General features: G+C 72.3%; 17 protein-coding genes. 8 read left to right on the top strand and 9 right to left on the bottom strand.

Annotated elements, in window-relative coordinates; translation table 11 throughout:
* Positions 1–111: 111 nt before the first annotated feature.
* On the bottom strand, positions 112–588 hold the full coding sequence (locus tag ACFVHV_RS30285; RefSeq protein WP_380355193.1) for a hypothetical protein: 477 nt from the start codon (positions 586–588) through the stop codon (positions 112–114).
* Between the two features lie 162 nt (positions 589–750).
* Here ACFVHV_RS30285 and ACFVHV_RS30280 point away from each other — a divergent pair, with 162 nt between their 5' ends.
* From ACFVHV_RS30280 to ACFVHV_RS30255, 6 genes are all read left to right on the top strand, one after another.
* A complete protein-coding gene (locus ACFVHV_RS30280) occupies positions 751–1,584 on the top strand; it encodes an SDR family oxidoreductase (protein ID WP_380355190.1) in 834 nt (277 codons plus the stop codon).
* A gap of 388 nt (positions 1,585–1,972) precedes the next feature.
* Positions 1,973–2,809: an NmrA family transcriptional regulator gene (locus ACFVHV_RS30275; protein ID WP_380355196.1), complete on the top strand. Its 837-nt coding sequence runs from the start codon at positions 1,973–1,975 to the stop codon at positions 2,807–2,809.
* A gap of 82 nt (positions 2,810–2,891) precedes the next feature.
* Complete coding sequence (locus ACFVHV_RS30270) at positions 2,892–3,539, top strand: hemerythrin domain-containing protein (protein WP_359915177.1); 648 nt, start codon at positions 2,892–2,894, stop codon at positions 3,537–3,539.
* 291 nt (positions 3,540–3,830) lie between these two features.
* Positions 3,831–4,346 (top strand): DUF1772 domain-containing protein, encoded by a 516-nt coding sequence (locus tag ACFVHV_RS30265; RefSeq protein ID WP_380355188.1) that lies wholly within the window; start codon positions 3,831–3,833, stop codon positions 4,344–4,346.
* Positions 4,347–4,635: 289 nt separating this feature from the next.
* Complete coding sequence (locus ACFVHV_RS30260; RefSeq protein ID WP_359915173.1) at positions 4,636–5,019, top strand: hypothetical protein; 384 nt, start codon at positions 4,636–4,638, stop codon at positions 5,017–5,019.
* Positions 5,020–5,315: 296 nt separating this feature from the next.
* Positions 5,316–7,712, top strand: a complete 2,397-nt coding sequence (locus ACFVHV_RS30255; RefSeq protein WP_380355186.1) for a lamin tail domain-containing protein — start codon at positions 5,316–5,318, stop codon at positions 7,710–7,712.
* 70 nt (positions 7,713–7,782) lie between these two features.
* On the opposite strand, the gene ACFVHV_RS30250 is transcribed toward ACFVHV_RS30255, so the two are convergent.
* The 4 genes from ACFVHV_RS30250 to ACFVHV_RS30235 form a co-directional block, all read right to left on the bottom strand.
* On the bottom strand, positions 7,783–8,385 hold the full coding sequence (locus tag ACFVHV_RS30250; protein ID WP_359915169.1) for a hypothetical protein: 603 nt from the start codon (positions 8,383–8,385) through the stop codon (positions 7,783–7,785).
* Between the two features lie 276 nt (positions 8,386–8,661).
* Entirely contained in the window at positions 8,662–9,969 is a 1,308-nt protein-coding gene (locus tag ACFVHV_RS30245; protein WP_380355184.1) for a M64 family metallopeptidase, read from the bottom strand.
* A gap of 68 nt (positions 9,970–10,037) precedes the next feature.
* Complete coding sequence (locus ACFVHV_RS30240) at positions 10,038–10,406, bottom strand: hypothetical protein (protein ID WP_359915167.1); 369 nt, start codon at positions 10,404–10,406, stop codon at positions 10,038–10,040.
* Positions 10,407–10,478: 72 nt separating this feature from the next.
* The gene (locus tag ACFVHV_RS30235; RefSeq protein ID WP_380355181.1) at positions 10,479–11,714 is read right to left on the bottom strand and encodes a serine hydrolase domain-containing protein; all 1,236 of its coding nucleotides are present in this window, start codon (positions 11,712–11,714) and stop codon (positions 10,479–10,481) included.
* Between the two features lie 113 nt (positions 11,715–11,827).
* Here ACFVHV_RS30235 and ACFVHV_RS30230 point away from each other — a divergent pair, with 113 nt between their 5' ends.
* Complete coding sequence (locus tag ACFVHV_RS30230; protein WP_359915164.1) at positions 11,828–12,997, top strand: histidine kinase; 1,170 nt, start codon at positions 11,828–11,830, stop codon at positions 12,995–12,997.
* Positions 12,985–13,629: a response regulator transcription factor gene (locus ACFVHV_RS30225; protein WP_359915162.1), complete on the top strand. Its 645-nt coding sequence runs from the start codon at positions 12,985–12,987 to the stop codon at positions 13,627–13,629. Before ACFVHV_RS30230 ends, ACFVHV_RS30225 begins: the two co-directional genes overlap by 13 nt.
* A gap of 135 nt (positions 13,630–13,764) precedes the next feature.
* Here ACFVHV_RS30225 and ACFVHV_RS30220 read toward each other — a convergent pair whose 3' ends face one another.
* The 4 genes from ACFVHV_RS30220 to ACFVHV_RS30205 all read right to left on the bottom strand — a co-directional run bounded on the left by ACFVHV_RS30220 (position 13,765) and on the right by ACFVHV_RS30205 (position 23,682).
* Entirely contained in the window at positions 13,765–16,374 is a 2,610-nt protein-coding gene (locus ACFVHV_RS30220) for a collagenase (RefSeq protein ID WP_380355177.1), read from the bottom strand.
* A gap of 1,266 nt (positions 16,375–17,640) precedes the next feature.
* On the bottom strand, positions 17,641–19,116 hold the full coding sequence (locus tag ACFVHV_RS30215; protein ID WP_359914076.1) for an FAD-binding protein: 1,476 nt from the start codon (positions 19,114–19,116) through the stop codon (positions 17,641–17,643).
* A gap of 1,822 nt (positions 19,117–20,938) precedes the next feature.
* The gene (locus tag ACFVHV_RS30210; protein WP_380355174.1) at positions 20,939–22,744 is read right to left on the bottom strand and encodes a flavin-containing monooxygenase; all 1,806 of its coding nucleotides are present in this window, start codon (positions 22,742–22,744) and stop codon (positions 20,939–20,941) included.
* A gap of 44 nt (positions 22,745–22,788) precedes the next feature.
* Complete coding sequence (locus ACFVHV_RS30205; protein ID WP_359914070.1) at positions 22,789–23,682, bottom strand: class I SAM-dependent methyltransferase; 894 nt, start codon at positions 23,680–23,682, stop codon at positions 22,789–22,791.
* Positions 23,683–24,593: the final 911 nt, after the last annotated feature.

The raw sequence follows: 24,593 nt of genomic DNA, 5'->3' as shown, positions 1-24,593 counted from the left end.
CACGGAAAGGACACCGCGGGCCAGCGCACCGCCGCCCACGCGTCAAGACCGACGGCCATGACGGCGTCGGCGGACACCGGCACATCATGTCCGCCCGGCCCCATCCGCCCGCTACCGGAGCCGCCGCAGGCGGGAGTTGGCGATGTTGCGGGTGCGCCGGGTGCGGCCGTTCTCGGCGAGCAGGCCCAGCGCGGCCCGGTCGGTCGACTCCTCGGCGAGGCGTCCCTGGAGCCAGTTCTCCGCCGCGAGCAGCTGCTCCTCCTCCCACGGCTCGTCCAGGGCCGTCGCCCGCAGCAGCGCCCAGTCCCGCAGGCGCCGGGCGGCGAACGCGTCGGCCGCCACTGCGCCCGCCAGCTCCCGCCGCCAGGCCGGGAAGCCCGGCTCCGTCAGCAGTTCCGCCGCGCGCCGGTCCAGGTACTCGCAGACCGCGCAGCTCGCCATCGGGCGCTCGGGGTCGGTGAGCACCCGGGCCGCGAGGGCGGCCGCGTCCTCGGGAGCCACGTCCGCGAAGGCCCGGCGGTACCGTGCGAACCGTACGTGCTCGTCCGGCTCGAAGCCTTCCGCACCGGCCGCTGCTGTCTCGGTCACCGGGGTTCCCTCTTCCGTCCTGTCGTGGCCGCTTGCCCGCCCGATGGTCGCACGGCCGGTGGAGGGCGGGTCCGGCGCTGCCGTCGGCGGCCTCCTTGACTTCAAGTCGGCTTGAGTTTCTAGCCTTCACCCGATCGATCGTCGGGCGACAGGAGAGAGCGCATGATTCTCGTGACCGGGGCCACCGGCAACATCGGACGTTCCCTGCTGGAGGAGCTGCGGGCCCGCGGGGCCGGCCCCCTGCGGGGCCTCACCCGGGACGGCGCCCGGGCCCGGTTCCCCGAGGGCGTGGAGGTGCGCGAGGGCGACCTCGCCGACCCGGCCTCCCTGGCGCCCGCCCTCGACGGGGTGCGCTCGCTGTTCCTGGTGTCGCGGATCGGCTCCGATGCCGGGGTCCTCGACGCCGCCAGCCGCGCCGGCGTCGAGCACGTGGTGCTGGTGTCGTCCGTCACCGTCCAGACGCATCCGCACCTGGGCCCCGCCCGGGAGAACGCGGACGTCGAGCGGCTGGTCATGGACAGCGGCATGGCGTGGACGGTCCTGCGGCCCACCCAGTTCGCCTCCAACGCCCTGTGGTGGGCGCCGGCGATCCGCGAGCGGGGGACGGTCCGCGTGCCGTACGCGGACACCGGACTGCCCACGATCCACCCCGCGGACATCGCGGCGGTGGCGCGGGTGGCGCTGACCGGGCCCGGCCACCGGGGACGGGTGTACGCGCTGACCGGGCCGGAGCGGGTGACGGCCCGCCAGCAGGTGGCGGCCATCGCGGCGGCCCTCGGGCGGACGGTGCCCCTCGCGGTGATCGGCCGGGAGGAGGCCCGGCGGGAGCTGGCCGAGGCCCTGGGAGCCGAGGCGGCGGACGCGGTGCTCGACCTGACGGGCGGGGACGTCAACGACGGCCTGCTGGAGGTCCGCGACACCGTCGAGCGGGTCACCGGATCCCCCGCCAGGCCGTTCCACCACTGGGTCGCCGAGAACGTCGCCGCCTTCCGCTGACGAGCCCCCCGCCCAGGCCGGGCACGCCCCGCCGTACCCCCATTCCGTGAACAGCGTGAATGGTCGTCGCCGGGAGCACAGCGCCCCGCACCGCCGCCCGCCGCACCGTTTCGCCGCCCGGCCGTTCCGCGGCTCGGCCGGGTGCTCAAGGGCCGCTGGAGGCCAGGTCGAGACGGGTGGTCCGGGGCGGCCCCGGTGTGTTCTGGTGGAGGGCGGAGGGCGCGCGCGGGGGCGTAGACGCTGGCGCATGGAGCTGAGTGCGGAGGCTATGGTTCGCCGGCCCGGAGTGGCCTTGACTGGTGGACACGAGGACGGACGCGCGGGGTTCACGGAACCCGGCCGGTCCGACGATCCGAACAGGCTCCTACTCCGAGTGAGGGTGATTGTGATGGCTGGTGTGGTGGATCTCGCGGTCGAGTCCGGTGTGGTGCTGGTGGTCGGTGGGACGGGGAAGACGGGTCGTCGGGTGGCGGACCGGCTGGCGGCGCGGGGTTTCGGGGTGCGGGTGGGGTCGCGTTCGGGTGCGGTGCCGTTCGACTGGCACGACGAGGGGACGTGGGAGGGGGCGTTGGAGGGGGTGAGTGCGGCGTATCTGACGTACTACCCGGATCTGGCGTTCCCGGGTGCGGTGGAGGCGGTGGGGGCGTTCTCGCGGCTGGCGGCGGAGCGCGGGGTGGGTCGGTTGGTGCTGTTGTCGGGGCGTGGTGAGGAGGCCGCGGAGGCGGGGGAGAAGGCGGTGATGGAGTCGGGGGCCGCGTGGACGGTGGTGCGGTGCGCGTGGTTCAACCAGAACTTCAGTGAGTCGTTCTTCCTGGAGCCGGTGCTGGCGGGGGAGTTGGCGTTGCCGGTGGGTGGGGCGGTGGAGCCGTTCGTGGACGTGGAGGACATCGCGGACGTGGCGGTGGCGGCGTTGACGGAGGCGGGGCACGCGGGGGAGGTGTACGAGTTGACGGGGCCGCGGCTGCTGTCGTTCGCGGACGTGGCGGTGGAGTTGTCGGGGGCGACGGGGCGTGAGGTGCGGTTCGAGGCGGTTTCGGAGGAGGCGTACCGGGGGGTGCTGGAGGCGGCGGGGCTGCCGGCGGACTTCGCGGAGCTGTTCTCGGTGATCCTGGACGGCCGCAACGCCTCGCTGGGCGACGGTGTGCGGCGGGCGCTGGGGCGTGAGCCGCGGGACTTCGCCGACTACGCCCGCGAGGCCGCCGCCTCCGGCGTGTGGAACGCGTGAGCCGACCCGTCCGGGCGGCTCCGACCGGCCGCCTGCGGGCGGGCGTTGGTCGATAATCCGAACGGACTCTGGAGGTCTGGTCATGACGGACGGTACGACGATCTGGTCGACCGAGCACGGGCTCCGCGCCCTGCCCGAGCAGCTCAAGGGCTTCGGCCTGATGCACGTCGCGATGCGCCGGGACGCGGCACGGCTGACCGCCGTGGCGCAGCGCGGCACGGCGGGCTCCTCCGCGGCGCTCGCGGAGTGGTTCGGGCGGCTGCGCTCGGTGATCGACTGGCACCACCACAGCGAGGACGAGATCCTCTGGCCGTACCTGCGCGGCCGGGTGGCGGGCTTCGACGGCAGCGGGGTCCTGGAGGAGGACCACGAGGCGCTGGACGCCTCGATGCGGCGGGTGGCCGGGGTGCTGGGCTCCGGCCTGCGGGCCGAACTCCCCGAGGCGGCCCGGGCGTTCGAGAGCCTGGTGCGCGAGCACCTGCGGCACGAGGAGCCGGTGGTCTTCCCGGCGCTGGCCGGCCTGCCGGTGGACGAGTACCTGCGGGTCGAGCGCCGGATCATCGGGAGCGCGCCGACCCAGGTGATGACCTACCTCCAGCCCTGGATGTTCGACGGCGCCGACGCGGCCTCGGTCCGGGCGGTCTCGGCGACCATCCCGGCCCCGGTGCGGCTGCTCGGGCGGACGGTCCTGGACCGGCGGTACCGGCGCGGCCTGGACCCGGTGCTCTGAGGAGACCGGGAATCTCGCCCCCCGGCCCCGGCCCCGGCCCCGGCCCCGGGCGCGGCGCCGCGGCACGCGGCACGCGACACGTGCCCTGCCGGGGAACGGGGTTCCGGTTGTCGCGGTTTCGTTGCGCGGCCCGCCGCACGGTGGGCGGTGTCGAGTGTTCCACGTTCGCCGGCGCCGCACCGCGCGGAGCCGGAAGAGTGAGAGGGTCCTGAGATGCGTTCGGATCAGACCGCGGTTCCGCTGTCGTACACGGCACCGTCGGCCATCGGGGGTGCGGGGGTGGGGAGTTCCGTGCAGAGCGTCGGACAGAGCCGGGCCGCGGGTCCGCTGCTGGTGGGTGCCACCGTCGCGATGGGCCTGATGGCCGGGCTGTTCTTCGCCTTCGACGTGTCGGTGATGCCGGGCCTGGCGGCCGGGGACGACCGTACCTACGTGACGGCGATGCAGCACATCAACAAGTCGATCGAGAACGGGCTGTTCGGCCTGGTCTTCGTCGGCGCCTTCGCGGCGACCGGCCTGGCGGCCTGGCTGCTGCACAAGGCCGGCCGGCGCCGGGCGGCGCTGTGGGCGGCCCTGGCGACGGCGCTGTACGTGGTGGCGCTGATCGTCACCATGGGCGTCAACATCCCGCTCAACAACGAACTGGCGGCGGCCGGCGACCCGTCGCAGATCCACGACTTCGCCGCCGTGCGGGCCAGGTTCGCGGACAGCTGGGTGCCGGCGAACATGCTCCGCACGGCGCTCTGCACCGGGGGTCTGCTCGCCCTGACCCGCTCCCTGGTGCTGAACGGCCGCGGCGTCCGCTGAGCCACGCCCGTCCCGCGTACCGCCGCTGTGCCCGTCCGCCTCGTGCGGGCGGGCACACGCGCGTTCCCGGGCCGTGTGCGCGCCCCTGCCCGCGGGCCGTCGGACCCGGTCGGTGCGCGGGGGCGTGCGCCGGTGCGCCGGGTCGGTGCGTTCTCCCAATTCAGTTGGTGGGACCCCGAGTTGGCGAACCGGCCGGATGTGGTGGAGCATAGGCCGGGCCCGGTCTGTTGCGGTGCGCTTGCGCCGCGGCCGAGGCGCCGTTCGACTGCTGGGGGAGGAGGCGGTTCCGGTGAATCCGGCGGAACGTCCGTTTCTGGTCCGGGGGAAGGCGGTCCCCCTGGCCAGATACCTGGCGGAGGCGGACATCGAGGGCCTGGTGGCCTGCTCGTGCATCGGGAACGAAGTCAGCATCGACCTCGCGGACACCAGGATCCTGGTGAGCCTGGTCGACGTCGCCGACGTGGTGCGGCTCAACTTCGACATGGTCCAGGACGGCCCGGCCAAGCCCCGTTCCTGGTCGCGCCGGCTGCCCGCCGGCACCGGCCCGCGCGAGATCGCGTCCCGGATAGCGCTGGACGTGCGGGCCCTGGAACGCGAACTCGCGCCGCTGCGGCTGCGCCCGCCCCGGGCGACGCCGACGGTGACGCCGCCGCGGCAGCACCGTCCGGGCTGACCACCCGGCGGGCGGGAACCGGCCCGGGTCGGGGGGCGGAGGCGCTGCCGGGCCCGGGCTCCGCGCTGTCCCGGCCGGGCCGGCGGCCCCGTGGGGAGCGGAAGTCGCCTCCGGCCATCCGGAGTTCGTCCTCCCACTTGTCGCGCGTAGAAACGTTCTTCCGCCGTACGTCTGGCCGTTGCCCGATGCGCCCGGTAGGGATCTGGTGGCGCTGTTAGAACCGCAGCGCCCGACCTTTCTTGTCCGTGGTCACACCGCCGGGCCACGAGCCCGGGCGGTGGTCAGGAGGAAGCCTCATGCGGAGCACCTTGAACCCCCGGATCACCCAGAGTGCGGCGCGAGTGCGGCGCCGGACGCCGGCGGCGGTCTCCGCCGCGGCCGTGGTGGCGGCGCTGGTGGCGCTGCCCGGCGGCGTTGCGCAGGCGGCGTCGCCCGACATCGTGATCAGCCAGGTGTACGGCGGTGGCGGCAACTCCGGTGCCCCGTACGCCAACGACTTCGTCGAGCTGTACAACCGCGGCACCACGCCGGTGTCGGTCACGGGCTGGACGGTGCAGTACGCCTCGGCCACCGGGTCCAGCTGGTCGCGGACCACCCTCTCCGGGACGATCGCGCCCGGCCACTACTTCCTCGTCCAGGAGGCCGCCGGGGCCGGAACCGGCGCCGCGCTGCCGACGGCGGACGCCACCGGCACGATCGCGATGTCCGCGACCTCCGGCAAGATCGCCCTCGTCACCAACGGCACGGCGCTGACCTGCTCCACCGGCTGCGCGACCCAGTCCGGGGTGAAGGACTTCGTCGGTTACGGCAGCGGCGCCGGCTCCGCCGAGGGCTCGCCGACCGGCAACCTGTCGAACGGCACCGCGGCCCTGCGCGCGGGCGGCGGCGCCACCGACACCGACAACAACGCGACGGACTTCGTGATCGGCTCGCCCGCGCCGCGCAACTCCTCCACCGGCGGGGGCGGAAACCCCGGCGGCACCCGCATCCACGACATCCAGGGCGCCGCCCGGGTCTCCCCGCTGGCCGGCAGCGCGGTCAGCGCCGTGCCCGGCGTGGTGACGGCCGTCGGCCCCAACGGCTTCTGGTACCAGGACCCGCAGCCCGACAACGACCCCGGCACCAGCGAGGGCGTCTACGTCTACACCTCCGGCGCGCCCTCGGTCGCGGTCGGGGACTCGGTCACGGTGAGTGCGACCGTCAGCCAGTTCCGCCCGGGCGGCACCGGCGGCACCACCAACCTGTCGATCACCGAACTGACCGCGCCCGCCGTCACGGTGGTCGCCCACAACGCGCCGCTGCCCGCCGCCACCCTGGTCGGCCAGGGCGGGCGGGTGCCCCCGTCCGCGGTCATCTCCGGCGTCACCTCCGGCGACGTCGAGACCGCGGGGAACTACCAGCCCGCCACCGACGGCCTGGACTTCTGGGAGTCCCTGGAGGGCATGCGGGTCGAGATCGACGACGCGGCCGTGGTCGGCCCGACCAACAAGTACGGCGAGCTCTCCGTCGTCCCGCAGGGCAGCGGCACCCGCACCAACCGGGGCGGCATCCTGCTGCAGGCGAACGACGGCAACCCGGAGCGGGTCGTCCTCGGGAAGGCGCTCGCCCCCACCCCGACCGCCAACGTCGGCGACACCCTGACCGGCGCCACCGTCGGCGTGCTCGACTACGCCTTCGGCAACTTCACGCTCCAGGTCACCGCGACCCCGACGGTCACCCCCGGCACCACCACCCCCGAGGTCACCGCCGCGCCGACGGCCGGCCAGCTCGCCGTCGCGACCTTCAACGTGGAGAACCTCGCCCCGTCCGACCCGCAGAGCAAGTTCGACGGCCTCGCGGCGGGCATCGTCACCAACCTGCGCTCGCCCGACCTGGTCGCCCTGGAGGAGATCCAGGACAACAGCGGCGCCACCAGCGACGGCACGGTGAGCGCCACCCAGACCCTGGCCAAGCTCACCGCGGCCGTCACCGCGGCCGGCGGGCCCTCCTACTCCTACCGCGAGATCGACCCGGTGGACGGCCAGGACGGCGGGCAGCCCGGCGGCAACATCCGCCAGGTGTTCCTGTACCGCACCGACCGCGGCCTCTCCTTCACCGACCGCCCCGGCGCCGGCTCCACCACCGCCGACTCCGTGGTGAACGCGGGCGGCACGCCGCAGCTGGCCTACTCGCCCGGACGGATCGACCCCGCCAACGCGGCGTTCAACTCCAGCCGCAAGCCGCTGGCCGGCGAGTTCCGCTGGAACGGCAAGCCGGTCTTCGTGATCGCCAACCACTTCAACTCCAAGGGCGGCGACCAGCCCCTCTTCGGCCGCTACCAGCAGCCGGCCCACCCCTCGGAGAGCCAGCGCCACGACCAGGCGACCGTGGTGAAGGACTTCACCGACCGGATCCTGGCCGTGGACCCGAAGGCCTCGGTCATCGTGCTCGGCGACCTCAACGACTTCGAGTTCTCGCAGACCGCCGACATCCTCACCGCCGGCGGCTCGCTCACCGACCTGCCGCGCACCCTGCCGCTGCCCGAGCGCTACACCTACGTGTACGAGGGCAACTCGCAGGTGCTGGACCACATCCTGATCTCCGGCGCGCTCGCGGCCACCGCGTACAGCTACGACATCGTGCACATCAACAGCGAGTTCAGCACGCAGCTCAGCGACCACGACCCGCAGGTGGTGCGCATCCCGCTGCCGTAGCGGGCCCGACGAACGGTGCCGGTCTCCCCGAACCGCGGGGAGACCGGCACCGTTCGTGGGGGCGGGAACGCTAGCCGAGCAGCAGGAACTTGGTGGACGGGGTGTTCCGGTAGGTGCTGCAGTCGGTGTTCTGGGTGGTCGTGCTGTACGTGAAGCCGTAGGGGACGTCACAGGCCCAGAGGCCGCTGTACGGCTTGCGGAGGTGGAAGGCGTTGGACTGGCCGCCGCCCGTGGTGAGGTTGCAGGCGGTGCCCCAGACGAGGTAGTCGTAGGTGAACTCCGGGGTGCCCACGCAGGCGACCAGGCCGTCGACCGGCTTGCGCAGGTGGTACTGGTTGGACTGCACGCCGCTGATCTGGCTGCAGGCGAGACCCCAGGTGATGTTGTCGTAGACGAAGCCGGGCGTGCTCCGACAGGCCGTCAGGCCGTCGTACGGGGTCCGCAGGTGGAACTGCGGCGAGTTCCAGCTGCCGCCGCCGCTGCAGCTGCGGTTCATCGACACCTGGTCGTAGACGTACCCGGCCGGGACCTCGCAGGCCCAGGAGCCGTCGAGGCCGGTGGTGGTGGCCTTCGCGGGGGTCGCGGCGACCGCGCCCGAGAGCAGGAGGGCGAGGGCGGCCAGTGCGGCGAGCAGCAGGCGGGCGAAGCGGGTGTGCGCGTGTGCGGTGGGCATGGTTCTCCCAGGGTCGTGGCCGGACACGGGGTCCGGCGCGGGAACAACGGGACATGCGGTACCGTGCGGGCCGACAACGGGAGTTGCGGCCCGCCGAAGGTTTTAGCACGGTGTCGTCACGGCCGCCTCACGAACCGCTCAACTCGGGTGGATGTTGTGAAGGCCCGGCCGGAACCCCGCCCCGACCGGAACCCCGCCCCGGCCCCTTGAGTGCCAGGGGCCGGGGCGGGGCTCCGTCGGGTGCCGGTCCGGTCGAACGGCACGCCAGGACCCGTCTCAGCGCGTGACCACCCAGGACAGGCTCGCGGTCAGCTTCGCGCGCAGCGCCGGGTCCGCGACGGCTGGGGTCGGGTCGGCGGCGACGGCGGTGAGGGTGTGCGGCCGGGAGCGCGGCCCGGTCAGCTTGAGCTCGGCCAGGTCCAGCGCGGTGCGGCCGCTCAGCCGGGGCAGCTCGCGCCCGTCCAGGTACCAGCGGAGCCGGGTGGCGGGCACCGGCAGGTCGACGGTGAGGCGGTCCGCGGGGGTGAGCCGGCTGCCGCCGGGGGTGGGGCTGGTGAGCGGGGTGGCGTGGCGGTAGAAGCCCGCGATCATCGCTTCACGCCCGGGCAGGTTGAACTCGCGTCCGAGCGAGCGCATGATCGAGTTCTCGGTCGGCCGGTAGAGCCCGGTGGGGTAGTAGCCGCCGCCCTCGTACGTGCCGACCGTGCCGCCGTCCGGCGAGGCCTGCCCCAGCCAGCGCGACCACTTGGTGCCCTGGCCGCGCATCCGGTCGGCGGTCAGGGTGCTGATGTTGGCCTCGGCGGGTTCGTCGCCCTGGTACGTCCCCTGGCCGTCGTAGGCGTACTCGTCGGCCAGCTTGCCCAGCGAGTGCCCGGTCTCGTGCACCGCGATCTGCCCGGACTTCGCGTTGCCGCCCGCCACGGTGGCGATGCCCTCGTAGCCGACCGAGGACTTGACGTCGTTGTAGCCGGCGCCGCCGTACTTGGCGGTGTTGGCCACCACGAGCACCAGGTCCGCCTGCGGGGCCTTCGCCGCGTACGACTCGACGGCCTTCTCGTCCACGCAGAGCAGCCGCTCCACGCCGTCGCACCAGAAGTACGAGCCCAGCGCGGTGTGCCGCACCGTCGCCCGGTCCGGGTCCCCGGTCACGCCCGACTCGGGGGAAACGGCGTTCACCGCCCAGACGTTGAACAGTGAGCGGTAGGTGGCGTAGGGCTCGACGGAGGTCATCTCGCGCCACTTCTGGTCCGCGTCCGCACGGAACTTGTCCTGCTCCTGCGCCGTGTACCCGTCGCCGATCACCACCACGTCCAGCTTGGTGGCCGGTTCGCCGTTGTGGACCAGTGCCGTGACCTCGCCGTCCCCCTGCACGGGTGCCAGGCCCTGGGGGTGGCCGGCGAGGTAGGGGGAGGCGGCCGGGGCCTGGGCGCGGGAGATGCCGCCGTCCTCGGCGAACACCTCCACCTGACGGGTCGGCGGGGTGCCGTCCGCGGGGCGGCTCCAGGCCGGTGCGGCCCCCAGCACCGTTCCGGCGAGTACGGTGGCGAGCAGGGCGGTGGTGGTCCTGAGGGTGGTGCGGTGCACGGGTGTCCTTCCGGAGGTGCGGTCTGTGGCCTGCCCCCTTCCCATGTCGATAACCTGACAATCATTTGTCATGCTGGATAGTCGGCCGAGCGATGGAGGTGCTCGCGTTCGTCCGCGTCGGTGAACTCGACCTCGAAGGACAGGCCCGCCTCCGCCAGCGCCGCGAGAAGGACGTCGATCCGGTCGGGGTCCACGAACCCGGTGAACGTCACGGGCTCCAGCGGCAGCAGCTCCAGCTCGGCGAACGCGTTCTCCACCTCGAACTCGGTCCACCCCGACCGCCGGACCCGCCACCCGGCGGCGTGGAAGCGCGCGGCCGCCCGTCCCGCGTCCGCCGCCGAGGGCAGCGATCCCCGGACGTTGTCGGCGAGTTCGATGCGGGCCAGGGCGGCGGCGTCCAGGCGCGGCCCGCCCGTTCCGGCGGAGGAGAAGTCCATGCCGGACGGTACCAGCCCGGTGGGAACGCCGCTCCGGGGCGGGACGCGGGGGGCGGGTCCGCGCGGAGGACGTCACCGGCGCTGGGGGCCGGCCGCCTTCGGACTCGTGCACAGCGCGTCGTCGACCAGCCTGTTCTCCGCCTCCGCCACCCGCAGGACGTCCCCGTCGGTGGCGGCCTGGACGCCCGACAGCGAGACCGTGACGCTGCGCCGGCCGTCGGCGGTGACGCCGGCGGTGCTGATCCACCCGGCGTCACCGCCCTCGTGGCCCCAGTACTCCCCGCCGCAGGACAGCCGGCGCGAGAAGATCCCCAGCCCGGCCCGGGCGCCCGGCATGAACCGCTCGAACTTCTCGCCGACCTCGACGGTCCGGGTCATCTCCGCCAGCTGCGCCGGTGCCAGGAGCCGGCCGCCGAGCAGGGCGCCGAAGAACCGGTCGAGGTCGGCGGTGGTGGAGACGAGCCCGGCCTCGCCGTTGGTGCCCGAGCCGACCTGCTCGGTGACGTCCACGAGCGGCTCGCCGGCCGCGAACCTCTGGTAGGTCTCGGCGTGCGGCCGGGGCAGGATGGGGGACGTACCCGGGTGGAAGGTGTGATCGAGTCCGAGCGGCCGGACGATCCGGTCCCCGACCTCCTCGTGCCAGGGACGCCCGGTGACCCGCTCGATGATCATCCCCAGCAGGACGTAACCGGTGTTGCTGTAGTTCCAGCCCGTGTCGGGGTCGAAGTCCGGGCCGTGGGCCATCGCCCGGGCGACGATCTGCTCGGGTGTGTACGCGTCCGACCGGTGCTGCCGGAAGTCCTCCGCCGAGGTGTAGTCCGGGTAGTCGTCATGGATGCCGCTGGTGTGCCGGAGCAGCTGGCGGACAGTGATCGCGCGACCGTCGTTGCCGTTTCCGGACACCACGCCGGGCAGCCACCGATCGACCGGGTCGTCCAGGGAGAGCCTGTTCTCGCCGGCGAGCTGCAGGGTCACGGTGGCCACGAACGTCTTGGTGATGCTGGCGATCCTGAAGTAGCCGTTCCGGGGCACCGGCTGGCGTCCCGTCAGATCGGCGACGCCGCCGACGACGGTCAGGTTCCGGCCGTCGGAGGTGACCACGCGGGCCTGGACTCCGGTGGCGCCGACCGCGGTGAGCGCGTCGGCGTCGCGCTGGAGCCGGATCCGGAGCCGGTCGTCGTACTGCGGGGCGGCCGGCGCCGCGGGCGCGCCGGTGGAGAGGGTCACGGCCGCGACGGCGGCCAGCGTGACGTTCCGTCGGACGGATCGGTGGCGCCGCCGCGGGGCACGCATCGGTGAAGTCGTCATGGGCGCTGACGCTAGGTCGGGGTGGGGAGGCCGGACGATACCGCTCACCCGTCATAAAAGAGGGTAGTGGGCTGTAATGCCCGGCCCGGCCCCCATGGTCCAGACTGGTGCGGATGAAGCACCATGGGGCCGGTCGGCTTTCGGAGATGTGGCGCGGTCTGGGCTACCTGTTGGGGAGCCTGCTCACCGCTGCGGTCGCCGTGCTGGCGCTGCCCGTACTCGCCGTCCCGGTCACGGCCCGCTCCTGGGCGTCCTGGCACCGCCGCCGAGCCGACCGGCTGCTGGGCTCTCCGCGCTCCGGCCCGGTCCGGGTCGGCCCGTGGCGACTCCTCGGCTGGCTCTGCGCCTGCACCGTGACCGCCCTGGCGTTCGGCCTCGTCCTGCTGTTGTGCGCGGGCAACGCCGTGACCACGGCCGTCACGGTGCCCCTGTGGTGGGCGCTGCCCGCCGGCACCCGCGCGGGCGGCTTCGCCGCCGGTGTCCCCCTGACCGGGTGGGGCACGGCGCTGACCCTCGGGACCGCACAAGCCGTCGCCTTCGCGGCCCTGACCTACTGGCTGGCTCCCCGGCTGGCCCGCCTGCACGCCCGGACCTGCGTCGCGCTGCTGTCCCCCTCGACCGCCGCGCGGCTGGCACAACGGGTGGAGACCCTGACCGAGACACGGGTGCACGCCATGAACGCGCACGGCGCGGAACTCCGCCGGATCGAACGCGACCTGCACGACGGCACCCAGGCCCGGCTGGTGGCCATCGCGATGCGGCTGGGCGTGGCCCGTGAGCTGCTGAGCGACGACCCCGGGCTGGTGGCCGGGCTCCTGGAGGAGGCGCACGAGAACACCGAGGAGGCCATGACGGAGCTGAGAGCGGTGATCCGGACGATATACCCGCCGATCCTCGCCGACCGCGGCCTCGCCGGGGCGCTGACCGCGCTGGCGTCCCGCTCGGCGATCGACACCACCCTCGACATCGGCTCCGGTGGCTCCGGCGACCTCGACACGGTCCCCGCCGCGGTCGAGGCCGTCGCCTACTTCACGATCGCCGAGGCGCTCACCAACGCCGCCAAGCACAGCCGGGCCACCCGGACCGCCGTCCGCGTCGCACGCGACGGCGACCGGCTGGCGATCGAGGTCACCGACGACGGCGTCGGCGGCGCCGACGAGACGCTGGGCACCGGCATCACCGGAATCCGCCACCGCGTCCTGGCGCTCGACGGCACCGTCCACCTGCACAGCCCCGGCGGCGGCCCGACCACGATCACCGTGAGCCTGCCGTGCGCGTCGTGATCGCCGAGGACAACGTCCTGCTGGCCAACGGGCTGGAACTCCTGCTGACCGCCAAGGGCTTCGAGGTCGCCGCGATCACCCCGGACGCCCCCGGCTTCCTCGCCGCCGTCACCGAGCACCGCCCGGACGTCGCCATCGTCGACGTACGGCTGCCGCCCGGGTTCCGCGACGAAGGCATCCACGCCGCGATCCGCGCCCGCCGCCTACACCCCGGCCTGCCCGTGCTCGTCCTCTCCCAGTACGTCGAGCAGCAGTACGCCGGCGAGCTGGTCTCCGACGGCCGCGGCGGCGTCGGCTACCTCCTCAAGGACCGGGTGAGCCGGGTGAGCGAGTTCACCGACGCACTGCGGCGGGTCGCCGCCGGCGGCACCGTCATGGACCCCGAGGTGATCGGCCAGCTCCTCACCCGGCCCGCCCGCGACCCGATCGCCGCCCTCACGCCGCGCGAACGCGAGGTCCTCGCCCTGATGGCCGAAGGAAAGGACAACACCACCATCGCCACCCGGCTCGTCATCACCGACAACGCCGTCCACAAGCACATCGGCCACATCTTCGCCAAACTCGGCCTCTCGCCGGCCGACAGCGGCCACCGCCGCGTCCTCGCCGTCCTCACCTACCTCAGCCGCCGCTGAGGAACCCGGCCGGTCGGCCCGCCGCCCGCAGGTCGTCCCGCACTCCGCCCCGCCTGTCGGCCCGGTGGAACGCCCACGCGGAACGCCCGGCCGGGAAGCCCGGCCGAGCGCTCCGCTCAGGTGTGCGGGTCGGGGTCAGAACTGGGTGCTGACCGTGACGCCGCTGAAGTCGGTGACGGCGTACAGGCTGAGGTACCGGTAGCCGGCGGTGGGGTTGGTGACGGTGAGGGACTGGGTGGTGCCGGTGCCGGTGGAGGAGGCGGTGAAGGCCTTCGGCGAGGCCCAGGTGTCCGCGTTGTAGTAGAGGTGCGCGGTGCCGGTGCCGCCGGAGGTGGTGACCTTCAGCGTGGTCGTTCCGGCCGGCAGGTAGACGTACAGGTAGTCGAGGTTGCCGGCGGTCGCGGCGCGGCCGCCGCGGGAGCAGTTCCGGCCCATCGCGTCGGCGCGCTGCTCGGTGCAGGCCGGCAGGACGACCGGGGCGGTGGTCACGGTGACGGTGGCCGGGGTGGTGGAGATCCGGCCGGTGTCGTCGGTGGTGGTCAGGGCGACGGTGTAGCTGCCGGCCGCCGCGTAGGTGTGGCTCGGGTTGCGCTCGTCCGAGGAGGTGCCGTCGCCGAAGGTCCAGTGCCAGGCGGTGATCCGGCCGGAACTGGTCTGCACCGACCGGTCGTTCACGCTGACGGTCGCGCCGTTCACCGAGGTGTCGAACAGGGCGGTCGGGCCGGGGTTGTAGCAGGCGCCGCCGGCGCAGGCGTCGAGCCAGGCGTCGAAGTCGGCGTCGTAGGAGGTGCCGAGGCCGTTGTAGACCGCGTAGCCGCCGGGGTAGTCACCGACGCGGAACCGGGCCAGCATGGCCTGGACGTCGGCCGGGTGCTTCTCCACCATGTACCGGGTGGCCAGGTAGCCCCACGGGTAGACGCGGGTCGAGTCCGAGTTGCCGGGGGTGCTCTGGAAGAGGGTGCTGAGCTTGTAGGTGTGCTTGGCGGCCTGGGCCATCGCGTCGGTGTCGGTGGCGCCGCGGTAGCTGTGCGAGACGTACTCGGCGAGGCCCTCGACCCACCAGATGTCCGGGACGGACATCTGGGTGGGGTAGTTGCCCTTCAGGTCGTAGATGCTGTCGAGGTAGTGGGTGTACTCGTGGTTGAGGTTCCACACCCGGGCCGGGTCGTTGTTGTTCCAGGTCTTCTGGTACATCACGGTCGCGGCCCGCTTGTTCGGGTCGGTCGCGTCCATGACGGTCTGGCCGCCGTTGTCGGTGTCGTTGCCGAAGATCGCCCACGAGTAGGTGGTGTAGTCGGTCTTGTTGGCGAAGATCCCGAAGGTGACGTTCCTGGCGTACTGGTTCGGGATCGGCCCGTTGTCCTTGACCACGCCGTGGAAGAAGGCGTCCTGGTTGCGCAGGCTGGCGCAGACGGTGGCCAGTTCCTCGGCCGACAGCGCCTGGGCCTGGATGGTCCGGTTGTCGCAGACCAGCTGGTGCGGCAGGACCACCGAGGTGAGCTTGGCGGGCAGGTTGCAGATGTCGTAGTACGAGCACTGGCCGCCGTTGTAGTACGCGGCCTGGACGGCCGTGTGCACGTACAGCGGCGCCGCCGGCGTCAGCAGCGGCGCGGCGTCCAGCACCTTCCTGACCAGCGGCTTGACCAGGGCCTCGACGGCGGGGCCGCTCCCGGCCATCCGGGCCAGGTCGTTGCCCGCGTTGGTGTCGAGGACCTCGTTGGGCCCGCCGATCAGGTCCTTGTGGTTGATCGCGAAGTCGGCGAGGGAGACGGCGAGGCTCGGGTCGGCGGCGACCGCCCTGACGAAGTCCTGGTTCGAGTTGCCCCGCCAGAGCGGGTACTGCAGCACGGAGTTGACCGCGCCGACCATCTTCGGGACCGCGTTGTAGGAGTTGTTGTAGTCGTCCAGTATCCGCTTGTAGACGCCCAGGTAGCCGGCCTGGACGTTGGCGCTGTCGGTGAGCCACACCACGTCCCTGAGCACGATGCCGTTGCCCTCGGTGACGTCGTGCCAGCGGGCCCCGGCGAAGAACGCGTCCAGGGCGGCCCGGACGGCGGTGGTGAGCTCGCCGGTGTACGGGCCGGCCGCGTCGGGGTAGTAGAACTGGATGTAGTAGCCCACCTGCAGGTAGAGCGCCAGCTGCTGGATGCCGGTCGAGTTGTCGCCGGTGTAGCCGGCCGCCAGGTCCTTGAAGGCGGCCGCGACGGACAGCATCCGGGACTGCCGGAAGATGCCCGGGTCGGCGCCACCGCTGCTGTACAGGCCCCGAATGCACTCCGGGGTCGAGCTCTTGATGAACGCGACCAGGTCGGCCCCGGTGCGGGCGGCGAAGTCGGCCGGGGTGCAGGCCTGCGCGGCGGCCGCGGCCGCTTCCGAGCCGGAAAGGGCCTGCGGGGCAAGGGACTTGGGCGCGACGGGGGCGGCCGTCGCGGCCGTTGCGGCCGTTGTGGCCGGCCCGCCCATGAGTCGCTCGCCGATCAGCGCCGGGGGCAGCGGGGCCGCGGGCGCGGCGGGCTCCTCGGAGCCCGCCGTCGCGCCGGCGGTGGGTGCGGTGGGTGCGGCGGGTGCGTTCGGGTCGGTCGGGGTCGGGGTCGGGGTCGTGGTCGGGGCGGCCGCGGTCAGGGCCGGGGCGGCGGTGACGGCAGCGGGTGCCGCGAAGGCCTGGGCCGGCAGCACGGCGGTGGCCGTGGCACAACAGGCGACGACGCCGGCCGCGAGCGTGGAGAGTCTTGTGCGCAGGAGCACGCCGAGTCCTTCTTCGAGTGGGGGCAGCCCGACGTGGGGTCGGACTGAGTGAAGGAGATGAGGAGATTGGCGTGGATCCTGTCACTGACCGGCCATCAGAACAATGTCACAGGTTATATGGCACGCGATTTTCAGCCACCTCGCGCCCACCACGCCCCGATACGTGGCTGACCTGCGACGGTCCGGTCCGGGGGCGGCGCGGCGGACGGGCGCCGGAGGTCCGGCAGGTCACGAGCCAGGAGATTTGCCCGAGGCCGCGCGGGCCGGCGGGCCACCCGGAGTGGCCGATCTCCGCCCCCGCCCGTAAAGGCGGACCCCGGGCCAGGGCGCCGCCCACGCCCCACGGCCGCCCCCACCGGGCCGCGGGCCCCTTCACCCCCACTCCGATCCCTCGGCCAGCCGGCGGTACCACCAGAACTCCGTGCGCCACCGGCGCCGGTGAGCGAACGGGTCGGGGAGAGTGCGGCGCAGGAACACCGCATCCAGCGGCCTCACGAGTCGGCCGAGCTCGGCGCGCGCCCGTCCCGGCAGTCTCTCCAGGACCTCCTCCAGCACGTCACGTGCGTGCCTGACGTCCTCGAACGAACACCCCGAGCACGAGCAGGACGACTCCCGCGGATACAACGGACGCCTTCCCGGCGGGTGCAGGAACTCGCGGTATCGCCGCAACGCCCGGTCGGTGGCACCCGGGCGCAGGTAGAAGCCGGCGCTCAGGCGCTCGACCCGGTACACCGCCCGGCTCGCCCCGGCGGAGAGCCCGTGAATCCGGAACGGCGGGGCCGGCCCCCGGATACGGGAAACCGGTTGCTCGGCGCGCAGCGCGCGTGGACGCCTACGCGGCATCGGCCTTTCGACACATGATCACGGGAGTCATGATGTCAGGTGGGACTTCGCCGCCGCACCCGGCCTCCGGCGACCGTTGCTGCCCCTCACCGCCCCGTGAGGGGCAGCAACGGGCGGAACACGAGGAGCCCTCCGAGTCCGTCGACGACGAACCCCATCAGGCGCATCGCCCTCTCCGGGCCGCCAGCGCGGCGCCAAGTCCTAATGGGGTCCGGGATTTGCACGGACAGCACGATGAGCCGGAAGCATCCGATCATGCCCGGCTCATTTGCGGCTTTTGCTTTGACTGTTCGTTCAATTGGCGGTTCTGGTCATTGGGACCCGGGCTCCGGCTCGGTTCCACGGTCGGTGAACGGTATCCGTGTTTCCGATCCCGGGTTTCGTGCTCGGCGTTTCTTGTTGTGTGTGTGGTGTGGTGTGGGGTTAGGGGAAGATGTTGTGGCCGGGGGTGAGGGTGTGGGTGGGGTCGTAGGTGTTTTTGGCGTTGGTGAGGGTGGTCCAGTGGGGGCCGTAGTGGTGTTGCCAGTCGGTGGGGGTCATGTTGGGGATGGCGCCGACGAGGTAGCGTTTGGCGCCGAGTTGGGTGGCGGTGTTGTAGAGGTTGCGGTTGCGGGTGAGGTGGGTGGTGGGGTTGGTGGTGGTGGGGTTGGGGAAGGCGAGGAGGTCGAAGAGGTAGGTGATGGGTTCGTTGGGGGTGATGGCGAGGGGGTGGGTGAGTTTGTTGGTGTGGAAGGGGTAGCAGAGGAGGAGGCCGGGGCCGATGTCGTCGGGGGTGAGTTGGGGGAGGGTGTGGTTGAGGAAGGTGGGGGTGGTGGTGGCGGGGAGGAAGAGGGAGAGCCAGGGTTTGGGGGTGTTCCAGTAGCCGAGGTTTTTGATGGTGTCGGCGAAGGTGTCGGCGCGGTAGGTGTATTCGCGGTAGGTCTGGTCGGTGATGGTGGTGGTGGTGGGGTTGAGTCCGGTGAGGAGGGGGGTGGGGTTGGGGGGTGTGGTGTTGTAGTGGGTGACGGCTTCGATTTTGTAGTGGGGGGGTTGTCCGTTGGGTTGGATGAGGATTTCGCCTGTTTGGGAGGGGAAGCGGCCGTCGTTGAGGATGGTTTGTTGGTCGGTGAGGAAGGTGTGTTGGTCGGTGTAGGTGAGGGTGAGGATGCGGGCGTTTTGGGGGGCGGGGACGAGTTTGAGGGTGGCTTTGGTGATGATGCCGACCTGTCCGGCGCCGGCGAGGGCGGTGTGGAAGAGGTCGGGGTTTCGGGTGGGGGTGGCGGTGAGGATGCGGCCGGTGCCGGTGACGATTTCGATGGCTTCGACGGTGTCGGCCTGGAGGCCGTGTTTGTGGACGGTGGAGCCGATGCCGCCGATGCTGATGGTGCCGCCGATGGAGAGGTGGAGGTAGTCGGTGAGGGCGGGGGGTGTGAGGTTTTGGGCGAGGGTGGCTTCGGTGAGTTGGGCCCAGGTGACGCCGGTGTCGACGGTGGCGTTGGTGGGGGTGATGGTGTGGATGCGGTTGAGGGCGCGGGCGTTGATGCTGATGCCGCCGGCGACGCCGGCCTGGCCGTAGTTGGAGTGTGATTCGAGGTCGTTTCCGGTGCCGCTCTGGCCGTTCATGGCGACTTTGAGGTTGTTGCGGCGGGCGAAGTCGATGATGGTGGCGATGTCGGGGGCGCCGGCGGGGTGGAGGACGGCGTAGGGGGTGTTGGTGGTGAGGCGGCCGAAGTCGTGGGCGTGGGTGTTGCGGGTGGTGGGGTTGGTGGTGAGGGTGCCTTGGATGGGGGGTAGGGGGGTGATGCGGCCGCGGGTGGGGGTGTCGGTGGTGGCCCAGGTGCGGGTGGTGGTGTTGTAGCCGATGACGGTGGCGGCGGCGCCGGTGAGCAGGGTGCGCCTGGACAGGGGGGTTCGGTTCATGCGCGGTGGTCTCCTCGGGGTGGTGGTCGGGCCCGGCGGGTGCGGGTGCGGGTGCGGGTGGTGTGTGGTGGGTGGCGGTGGTGCGGTCCGGCCGGTCCGGGGGTTTGTGTTCCTGGTCCGGTGGTCGGGTCGGCCGTGCCGGTCCTGCTGATCGCGGTCTTCTCGGCCTGTCGGTCGTGCAGGTCGTTCGCGCCTCGTCGACCCAGCCGGTCCAGCCGGTCCAGCCGGTCCAGCCGGTGCGGCCGGGGCTGAGCGGGCTGTCGGCAGTACTGGCTGTGCTGTTCCTGCTCGGCCTGTCTGCTCTGTCGGCGGTGCCGGCCGCGGGGTCCTTGCCGGTTGTGCCGGTGGGGGCCGCGGGTCTTGCCCGGTGCGTGGAGCGGCCGTGTTCGGTGCGGTTCATCCGTCGGGTCGGCTGCGCCGTTTCTTCCGGTCCTTCCGGGTCCTTGCCGCTGGTGCTGGTGCTGGTGCGGGTCGGGTTCCCGTGCTTGGCGGTTCGATCGGCCTGCCCTGCCGGTTGGGCCGTGCGCGCGGGTCTTGCCTGGTGCGTGGACCGGCCGCGTTCTGTGGGTGCTGCGGGTCGGGCCGGGGCCGAAGGGGCTGCGTCGGTGTTACTGGCCCTGTCGGTTGTACCGGCCTTGCCGTTCTTGCTCGTCGTGCGGGTTGTGCTGGTGCGGGTTCGGTTTTCGTTCCTCGTGGTGCCGCACGTCTGTCCTGCCGGTGCTGTCGGCCGTGGCCTGCCCTGCCGGTTGTGCCGGTGGTGCCGGTCCTGCTGGTCCTCGGCCGTTGTGTTCGTGCGTCCGGTGGTGTTCCTGCCGTTTGCAACTGCGGTGCTGGTCCTGCTTGTTGTGCTGGTGCTGGTGCTGGTGCGGGGGCCGGTTCCTTTGCCTGTTGTTCCCGACGGCGCTGCTGGTCCCAACTGGTGTGGTGGCGTGGTGGGTTGGTGTTCTCGCCGTGCCGTTTCTCCTGGCCGTCCCGGCCTTGCGGGTTGTGCGGGTGGTGCCGGTCCTGCCCCGGCCCGTCGATCCTGCCGGTTCTGCGGGCGCTGGCTGTCGTGCGGGTTGTGTTGGTGCGGGGGCCGGTTCCTTTGCCTGTCGGCCCCGTCTGCCGGTCCTGTGTGCTGCGCCGGGTGTTCCGGTCGTGTGTGCTGTAGCGGTTCCTTCCGCCTGTAACTGACCTGCTGGTCCTGCTTGTTGTGCCGGTGCCGGTGCGGGTGCCGGTGCCGGGTCCGGGTCCGGTGCGGGTGCGGGTGCGGGTCGGGTCGGTCGGGTCGGTCCCGCGGGCGTGCATGGCGGGTGGTGTGGTCTGTGCCGGTTCTGGGGGTCGTGGCGTGGGTGGTCCTGCGTGCGGTGGTGTCTTTGTGGTGTGCAACTGTGGTGCTGGCCTTGTGTGTTGTGCCGGTTCTGCGGGTCTTGCCCGTGGTGCTGGTGCTGGTGCTGGTGCTGGTGCTGTGTCGGGTGTGTTGTGTTGTGGGTGTTGTTCGGGTGGGCCGGTCTGTGGTGTGGGCCGGCCTGTCGCGGTGGTGCGGTGCGGCGGGTGGTGGTGGTGGCTGGGTGCGGGGTGCTGCCGGGGGCGTGATGCCGGGTGCCGGTGCCGCCGGGTGCTGGGTGCGGTGGCCGGGGTGCGGGGTGCTGGGTGTGTCGCCGGCTGCCGGGGCCGGGGTGCCGCTGTGTGCGGGGTGCCGGGTGTGTTGCTGGTGGCTGGGTGGTGCGGGGGCCGGGGTGCCGCCGGGTGCCGGTGCCGCCGTGTGCGGGGTGCCGCTGGGGGCCGTGTGCGGGTGCGGTGTGCCGCGGGGTGGCGGGGGTGGTCTGGTGTGTGTGGGGTGTTAGGGGGTGGTGTGGGTGGTGGTTTGGTAGTTGGTGAGGTCGAAGGTGCGGGTTTGTTGGCGGAAGCGCCAGGTGTAGGTGGGCCAGATGTTGGGGTTGTTGCCGTGGGTGTCGGTGTACCAGCTGGTGCAGCCGCCGGTGTTCCAGACGGTGTTTTTGAGGCGGTTCTGGAGGGTGGTGTTGTAGGTGGTTTGGGCGTGGGGGTGGACGTCGAGGGTGGTGAGGTGGTGGGTGTGGAGGGTTTTGAGGGCGGCGAGGATGTAGGTGATCTGGGCTTCGATCATGACGGTTTGGGAGGAGTGGCCGAGGGTGGTGTTGGGGCCCAGGAGCATGAAGAGGTTGGGGAAGCCGTGGATGGTGGTGCCGCGGTGGGCGGTCATGCCGTGGGTGTTCCAGGTGTCGTGGAGGGTGTGTCCGTGGCGGCCGTGGATGAGGTGGGCGATGGGGCGGTCGGTGGCGGTGAAGCCGGTGGCGAGGATGATGGTGTCGATGTGGCGTCGGGTGCCGTCGGTGGTGGTGATGTGGGTGGGGCCGATGTGGGTGATGGTGTCGGAGACGATGTCGACGTTGGGTTGTTGGATGGCGGGGTACCAGGTGTTGGAGAAGAGGAGGCGTTTGCAGCCGACGGTGTAGTCGGGGGTGAGGCGGGCGCGCAGGGTGGGGTCGGGGACGGATTTTTTGAGGTGGCCTGCGGCCATGTTCTTCATGCCGGTGGTGCGGGAGGGGCGGGACATGAAGAACGCGACGATTTCGCGGCCGTGTTTGTTGAAGGCGCGGCGGAAGCGTTGGTAGCCGGGGAGGTGGCGGAGCATCCAGGTGTGGCGGGGGGTGTTGGGTTTGTCGGGTTTGGCGGCGACCCAGGGGGGTGTGCGCTGGTAGAGGTCGATGTGTGCGGCGTGGGGTTGGATGGCGGGGACGAACTGGATGGCGGAGGCGCCGGTGCCGATGACGGCGATGTTGCGGCCGGTGAGGTCGTGGTCGTGGCGCCAGCGGGAGGAGTGGAAGACGGTGCCGGTGAAGGTGTCGAGGCCGGGCAGGTCGGGGACGGCGGGGTCGGAGAGGTAGCCGGTGCCGGTGACGAGGACCTGGGCGGTGTAGTGGCCGTGTTTGGTGCGGATGTCCCAGTGGTGGTGGGTGTCGTTCCAGGTGGCGTCGAGGAGTTCGTGGTCGTAGCGCAGGTGGGGGTCGACGCCGTAGCGGGTGGCGCAGTTCTTGAGGTAGGTGTGGACCTCGGTGCGGGTGGCGAAGGTGGATTTCCATTCGGGGTTGCGGGCGAAGGAGAAGGAGTAGAGGTGGGCCTGGACGTCGCAGGCGCAGCCGGGGTAGGTGTTGTCGCGCCAGGTGCCGCCGAGGTCGTGGGCGCGTTCGAAGACGAGGAAGTCGTCGATGCCGGCTTTGAGGAGGGCGATGGCGGTGCCGAGGCCGGAGATGCCGGCGCCGATGATCGCGACTTTGAGGTGGCGGACGGCGAGGTCGCCGGCGGCGGGGGCGGTGGCCGCGGTGGTGGTGGTGCCCGTGCGGGTGTCCGTGCCGGTGCCGGTGCCGGTGCGGGTGTTGGTGGCGTCGGCGGTGGTGGTGGTGTCGGTGTCCGCGGTGGTGGTGCCCGCGGTGGTGGCCGTGGTGCTGCCGGCGCTGATGGTGGTGCCGGTGTCGGCGGTGGTGGTCGCGCCGGTGCCGCGGGTCGTGCCGGTGGTGGTGGTGTCGGGGGTGGGGGTCACCCCCGCCGCCGGGGTTGTGGGGGGTGCCGCCGGGGTGGCGGTGGGGGTGTTGGTGGTGGTGCGGTCGGGGGCGGGGGTGGTGGTCATGGCGTCGGTGTCCTCTTCTCGGGTGTCCTCGGTGGGCCCGGGGGTCAGGCGCGGCGGGTGAGGGTGACGCGGAAGTTGTTGAAGATGTGGTCTTCGAGGGTGTAGGCGAAGATGTCGAGGTAGCGCTCGAAGCGGGCGACGGTGGTCTCGTCGGTCATGGTGACGGCTTCGTCGCGGCGGGCGGCGAGGAGTTGGAGCCAGGCGCGGCAGGCGCGGGCGAAGGACTCGGGTTCGTTGCGGATCTCGGTGACCTCGAAGAGGCCGTCGAGGCCGGCGGCGAGTTCGGGCAGGCGCGGGATGTGGCAGCCCTCGAACTCCTCGCGCTGGAGGAACTTCAGGTCGTCCAGGAGCTGGCGGCGCAGCGGGGGGTTCTCGACGGTCATGGTGTGCAGGACGAAGCGGGCGCCGGGCTTGAGGAGGGAGTGGACCTGCTTGAAGAAGACGCGGTAGCGCTGGGTGCGCTCCTTGGGGGTGAGGGAGGAGAGCACGAAGTGTTCGAGTGCGTTGATGCAGAACGCGGCGTCGTAGGGGGCCTGGCCGTCGGCGAGGCGGTGGTCCTCCCAGCTTTCGACGCGGGCTTCGATGGCGGGGTTGGCGAGGGCGTCGACGAAGTCGGCCTGGGTGCGGGAGAGGGTGACGCCGACGGCCTTCTTGACGCCGTGGACGGTGGTGAGGCGGTTGAGCATGGTGCCCCAGCCGCAGCCGATGTCCAGGACGGTGTCGGTGCGGGCGGCGCGGGCGAGGTCGGTGAAGGCGTCGAGCTTGCGTTCCTGGGCCTCGTCGAGGACGGCGACGAGGTCCTCGCCGTCCTCCCAGTAGCCGCCGGAGTACATCATGGTGGGGCCCAGGATGAGCCGGTAGAGCTCGTTGGGGACCTCGTAGTGGTGGCGGATGGCCTCGACGTCGGGGTTGATGGAGCGGGCTTCGACGGTGGTCATGGGATGGGGCCCCTCGGTTGACGGTGGTGGGTATCGGACGGGTGGGCGGCGGCGGGGCCGGCGCCCGGTGCGCGGTGGCGGGTGGCCCGGCCTGCGGTGCCCGATGGCCGGTGCGCGGTGCCTGGTACGTGGTGCGCGGTGCGCGGTGCGCGGTGCCTGGTACGTGGTGCGTGGTTCTCGGCGCCGCGCGTGGAGCGTGGTGCGTGGTGCGTGGTGCGTGGTTCTCGGTGCCGCTCGGGCCGCCGTGGCGGCCGTGGCGGCCGTGGGGCCGGTTGTTGCGGTCGTGGTGCGGCCGCTCGGGCGGTGTTCTGTGCCGGGACCGGGCCGCGGGTGCGGACCGGTCGGCTCCGGCCGGGGTGGACGGCCTGGCCGGGCCGCTGCCCTCGGCGCCTGCCGTTCCGGGCGGCCGGGTGCCGCCCTTGTGCGGTGCTTCCGGTCGAACTGGGTTGCTGGCCGGGTCGGTTGGTTCCCGGGGTCGGCGGCTCTGTCGTGTTCGGGCGGCCGGGTGCCGTCCGTGGTGCGGTGTGCCGGTTGAACCCGGTTTCCGGCGCGGGCGGGTGGTTGGGTGCCGACCGATGGGCGGTGTGCCGGCCGGGCCGGGCGGGGGCTCCCGGGGTTTGACGCCGTCCGGGGTGGACGGCCGTCCCGGGCAGCCGCCTCCGGCGCCTGCCGTGCCGTGCCGTGCCGTGCCGTTTCGGGCGGTTGGGTGCCGCCCTTGTGCGGTGTTTCCGGTCGAACTGGGTTGCTGGCCGGGTCGGTTGGTTCCCGGGGTCGGCGGCTCTGTCGTGTTCGGGCGGCCGGGTGCCGACCGATGGGCGGTGTGCCGGCCGGGCCGGGCGGGGGCTCCCGGGGTTTGACGCCGTCCGGGGTGGACGGCCGTCCCGGGCAGCCGCCTCCGGCGCCTGCCGTGC

Source organism: Kitasatospora sp. NPDC127116, from assembly GCF_042677365.1.
GTDB lineage: Bacteria > Actinomycetota > Actinomycetes > Streptomycetales > Streptomycetaceae > Kitasatospora > Kitasatospora lactacystinica.
The sequence above is the reverse complement of the archived record's forward strand: the minus strand, read 5'-3'. Positions and strand labels throughout refer to the sequence as shown.

Bases quoted from the DNA above. Each gene is read 5' to 3' on its own strand.
- ACFVHV_RS30210 (WP_380355174.1), bottom strand. From the start codon at position 22,744: ATGACCACCACCCCCGCCCCCGACCGCACCACCACCAACACCCCCACC.
- ACFVHV_RS30255 (WP_380355186.1), top strand. From the start codon at position 5,316: ATGCGGAGCACCTTGAACCCCCGGATCACCCAGAGTGCGGCGCGAGTG.
- ACFVHV_RS30240 (WP_359915167.1), bottom strand. From the start codon at position 10,406: ATGGACTTCTCCTCCGCCGGAACGGGCGGGCCGCGCCTGGACGCCGCC.
- ACFVHV_RS30280 (WP_380355190.1), top strand. From the start codon at position 751: ATGATTCTCGTGACCGGGGCCACCGGCAACATCGGACGTTCCCTGCTG.
- ACFVHV_RS30275 (WP_380355196.1), top strand. From the start codon at position 1,973: ATGGCTGGTGTGGTGGATCTCGCGGTCGAGTCCGGTGTGGTGCTGGTG.
- ACFVHV_RS30235 (WP_380355181.1), bottom strand. From the start codon at position 11,714: ATGACGACTTCACCGATGCGTGCCCCGCGGCGGCGCCACCGATCCGTC.
- ACFVHV_RS30205 (WP_359914070.1), bottom strand. From the start codon at position 23,682: ATGACCACCGTCGAAGCCCGCTCCATCAACCCCGACGTCGAGGCCATC.
- ACFVHV_RS30215 (WP_359914076.1), bottom strand. From the start codon at position 19,116: ATGAACCGAACCCCCCTGTCCAGGCGCACCCTGCTCACCGGCGCCGCC.
- ACFVHV_RS30250 (WP_359915169.1), bottom strand. From the start codon at position 8,385: ATGCCCACCGCACACGCGCACACCCGCTTCGCCCGCCTGCTGCTCGCC.
- ACFVHV_RS30230 (WP_359915164.1), top strand. From the start codon at position 11,828: ATGAAGCACCATGGGGCCGGTCGGCTTTCGGAGATGTGGCGCGGTCTG.
- ACFVHV_RS30270 (WP_359915177.1), top strand. From the start codon at position 2,892: ATGACGGACGGTACGACGATCTGGTCGACCGAGCACGGGCTCCGCGCC.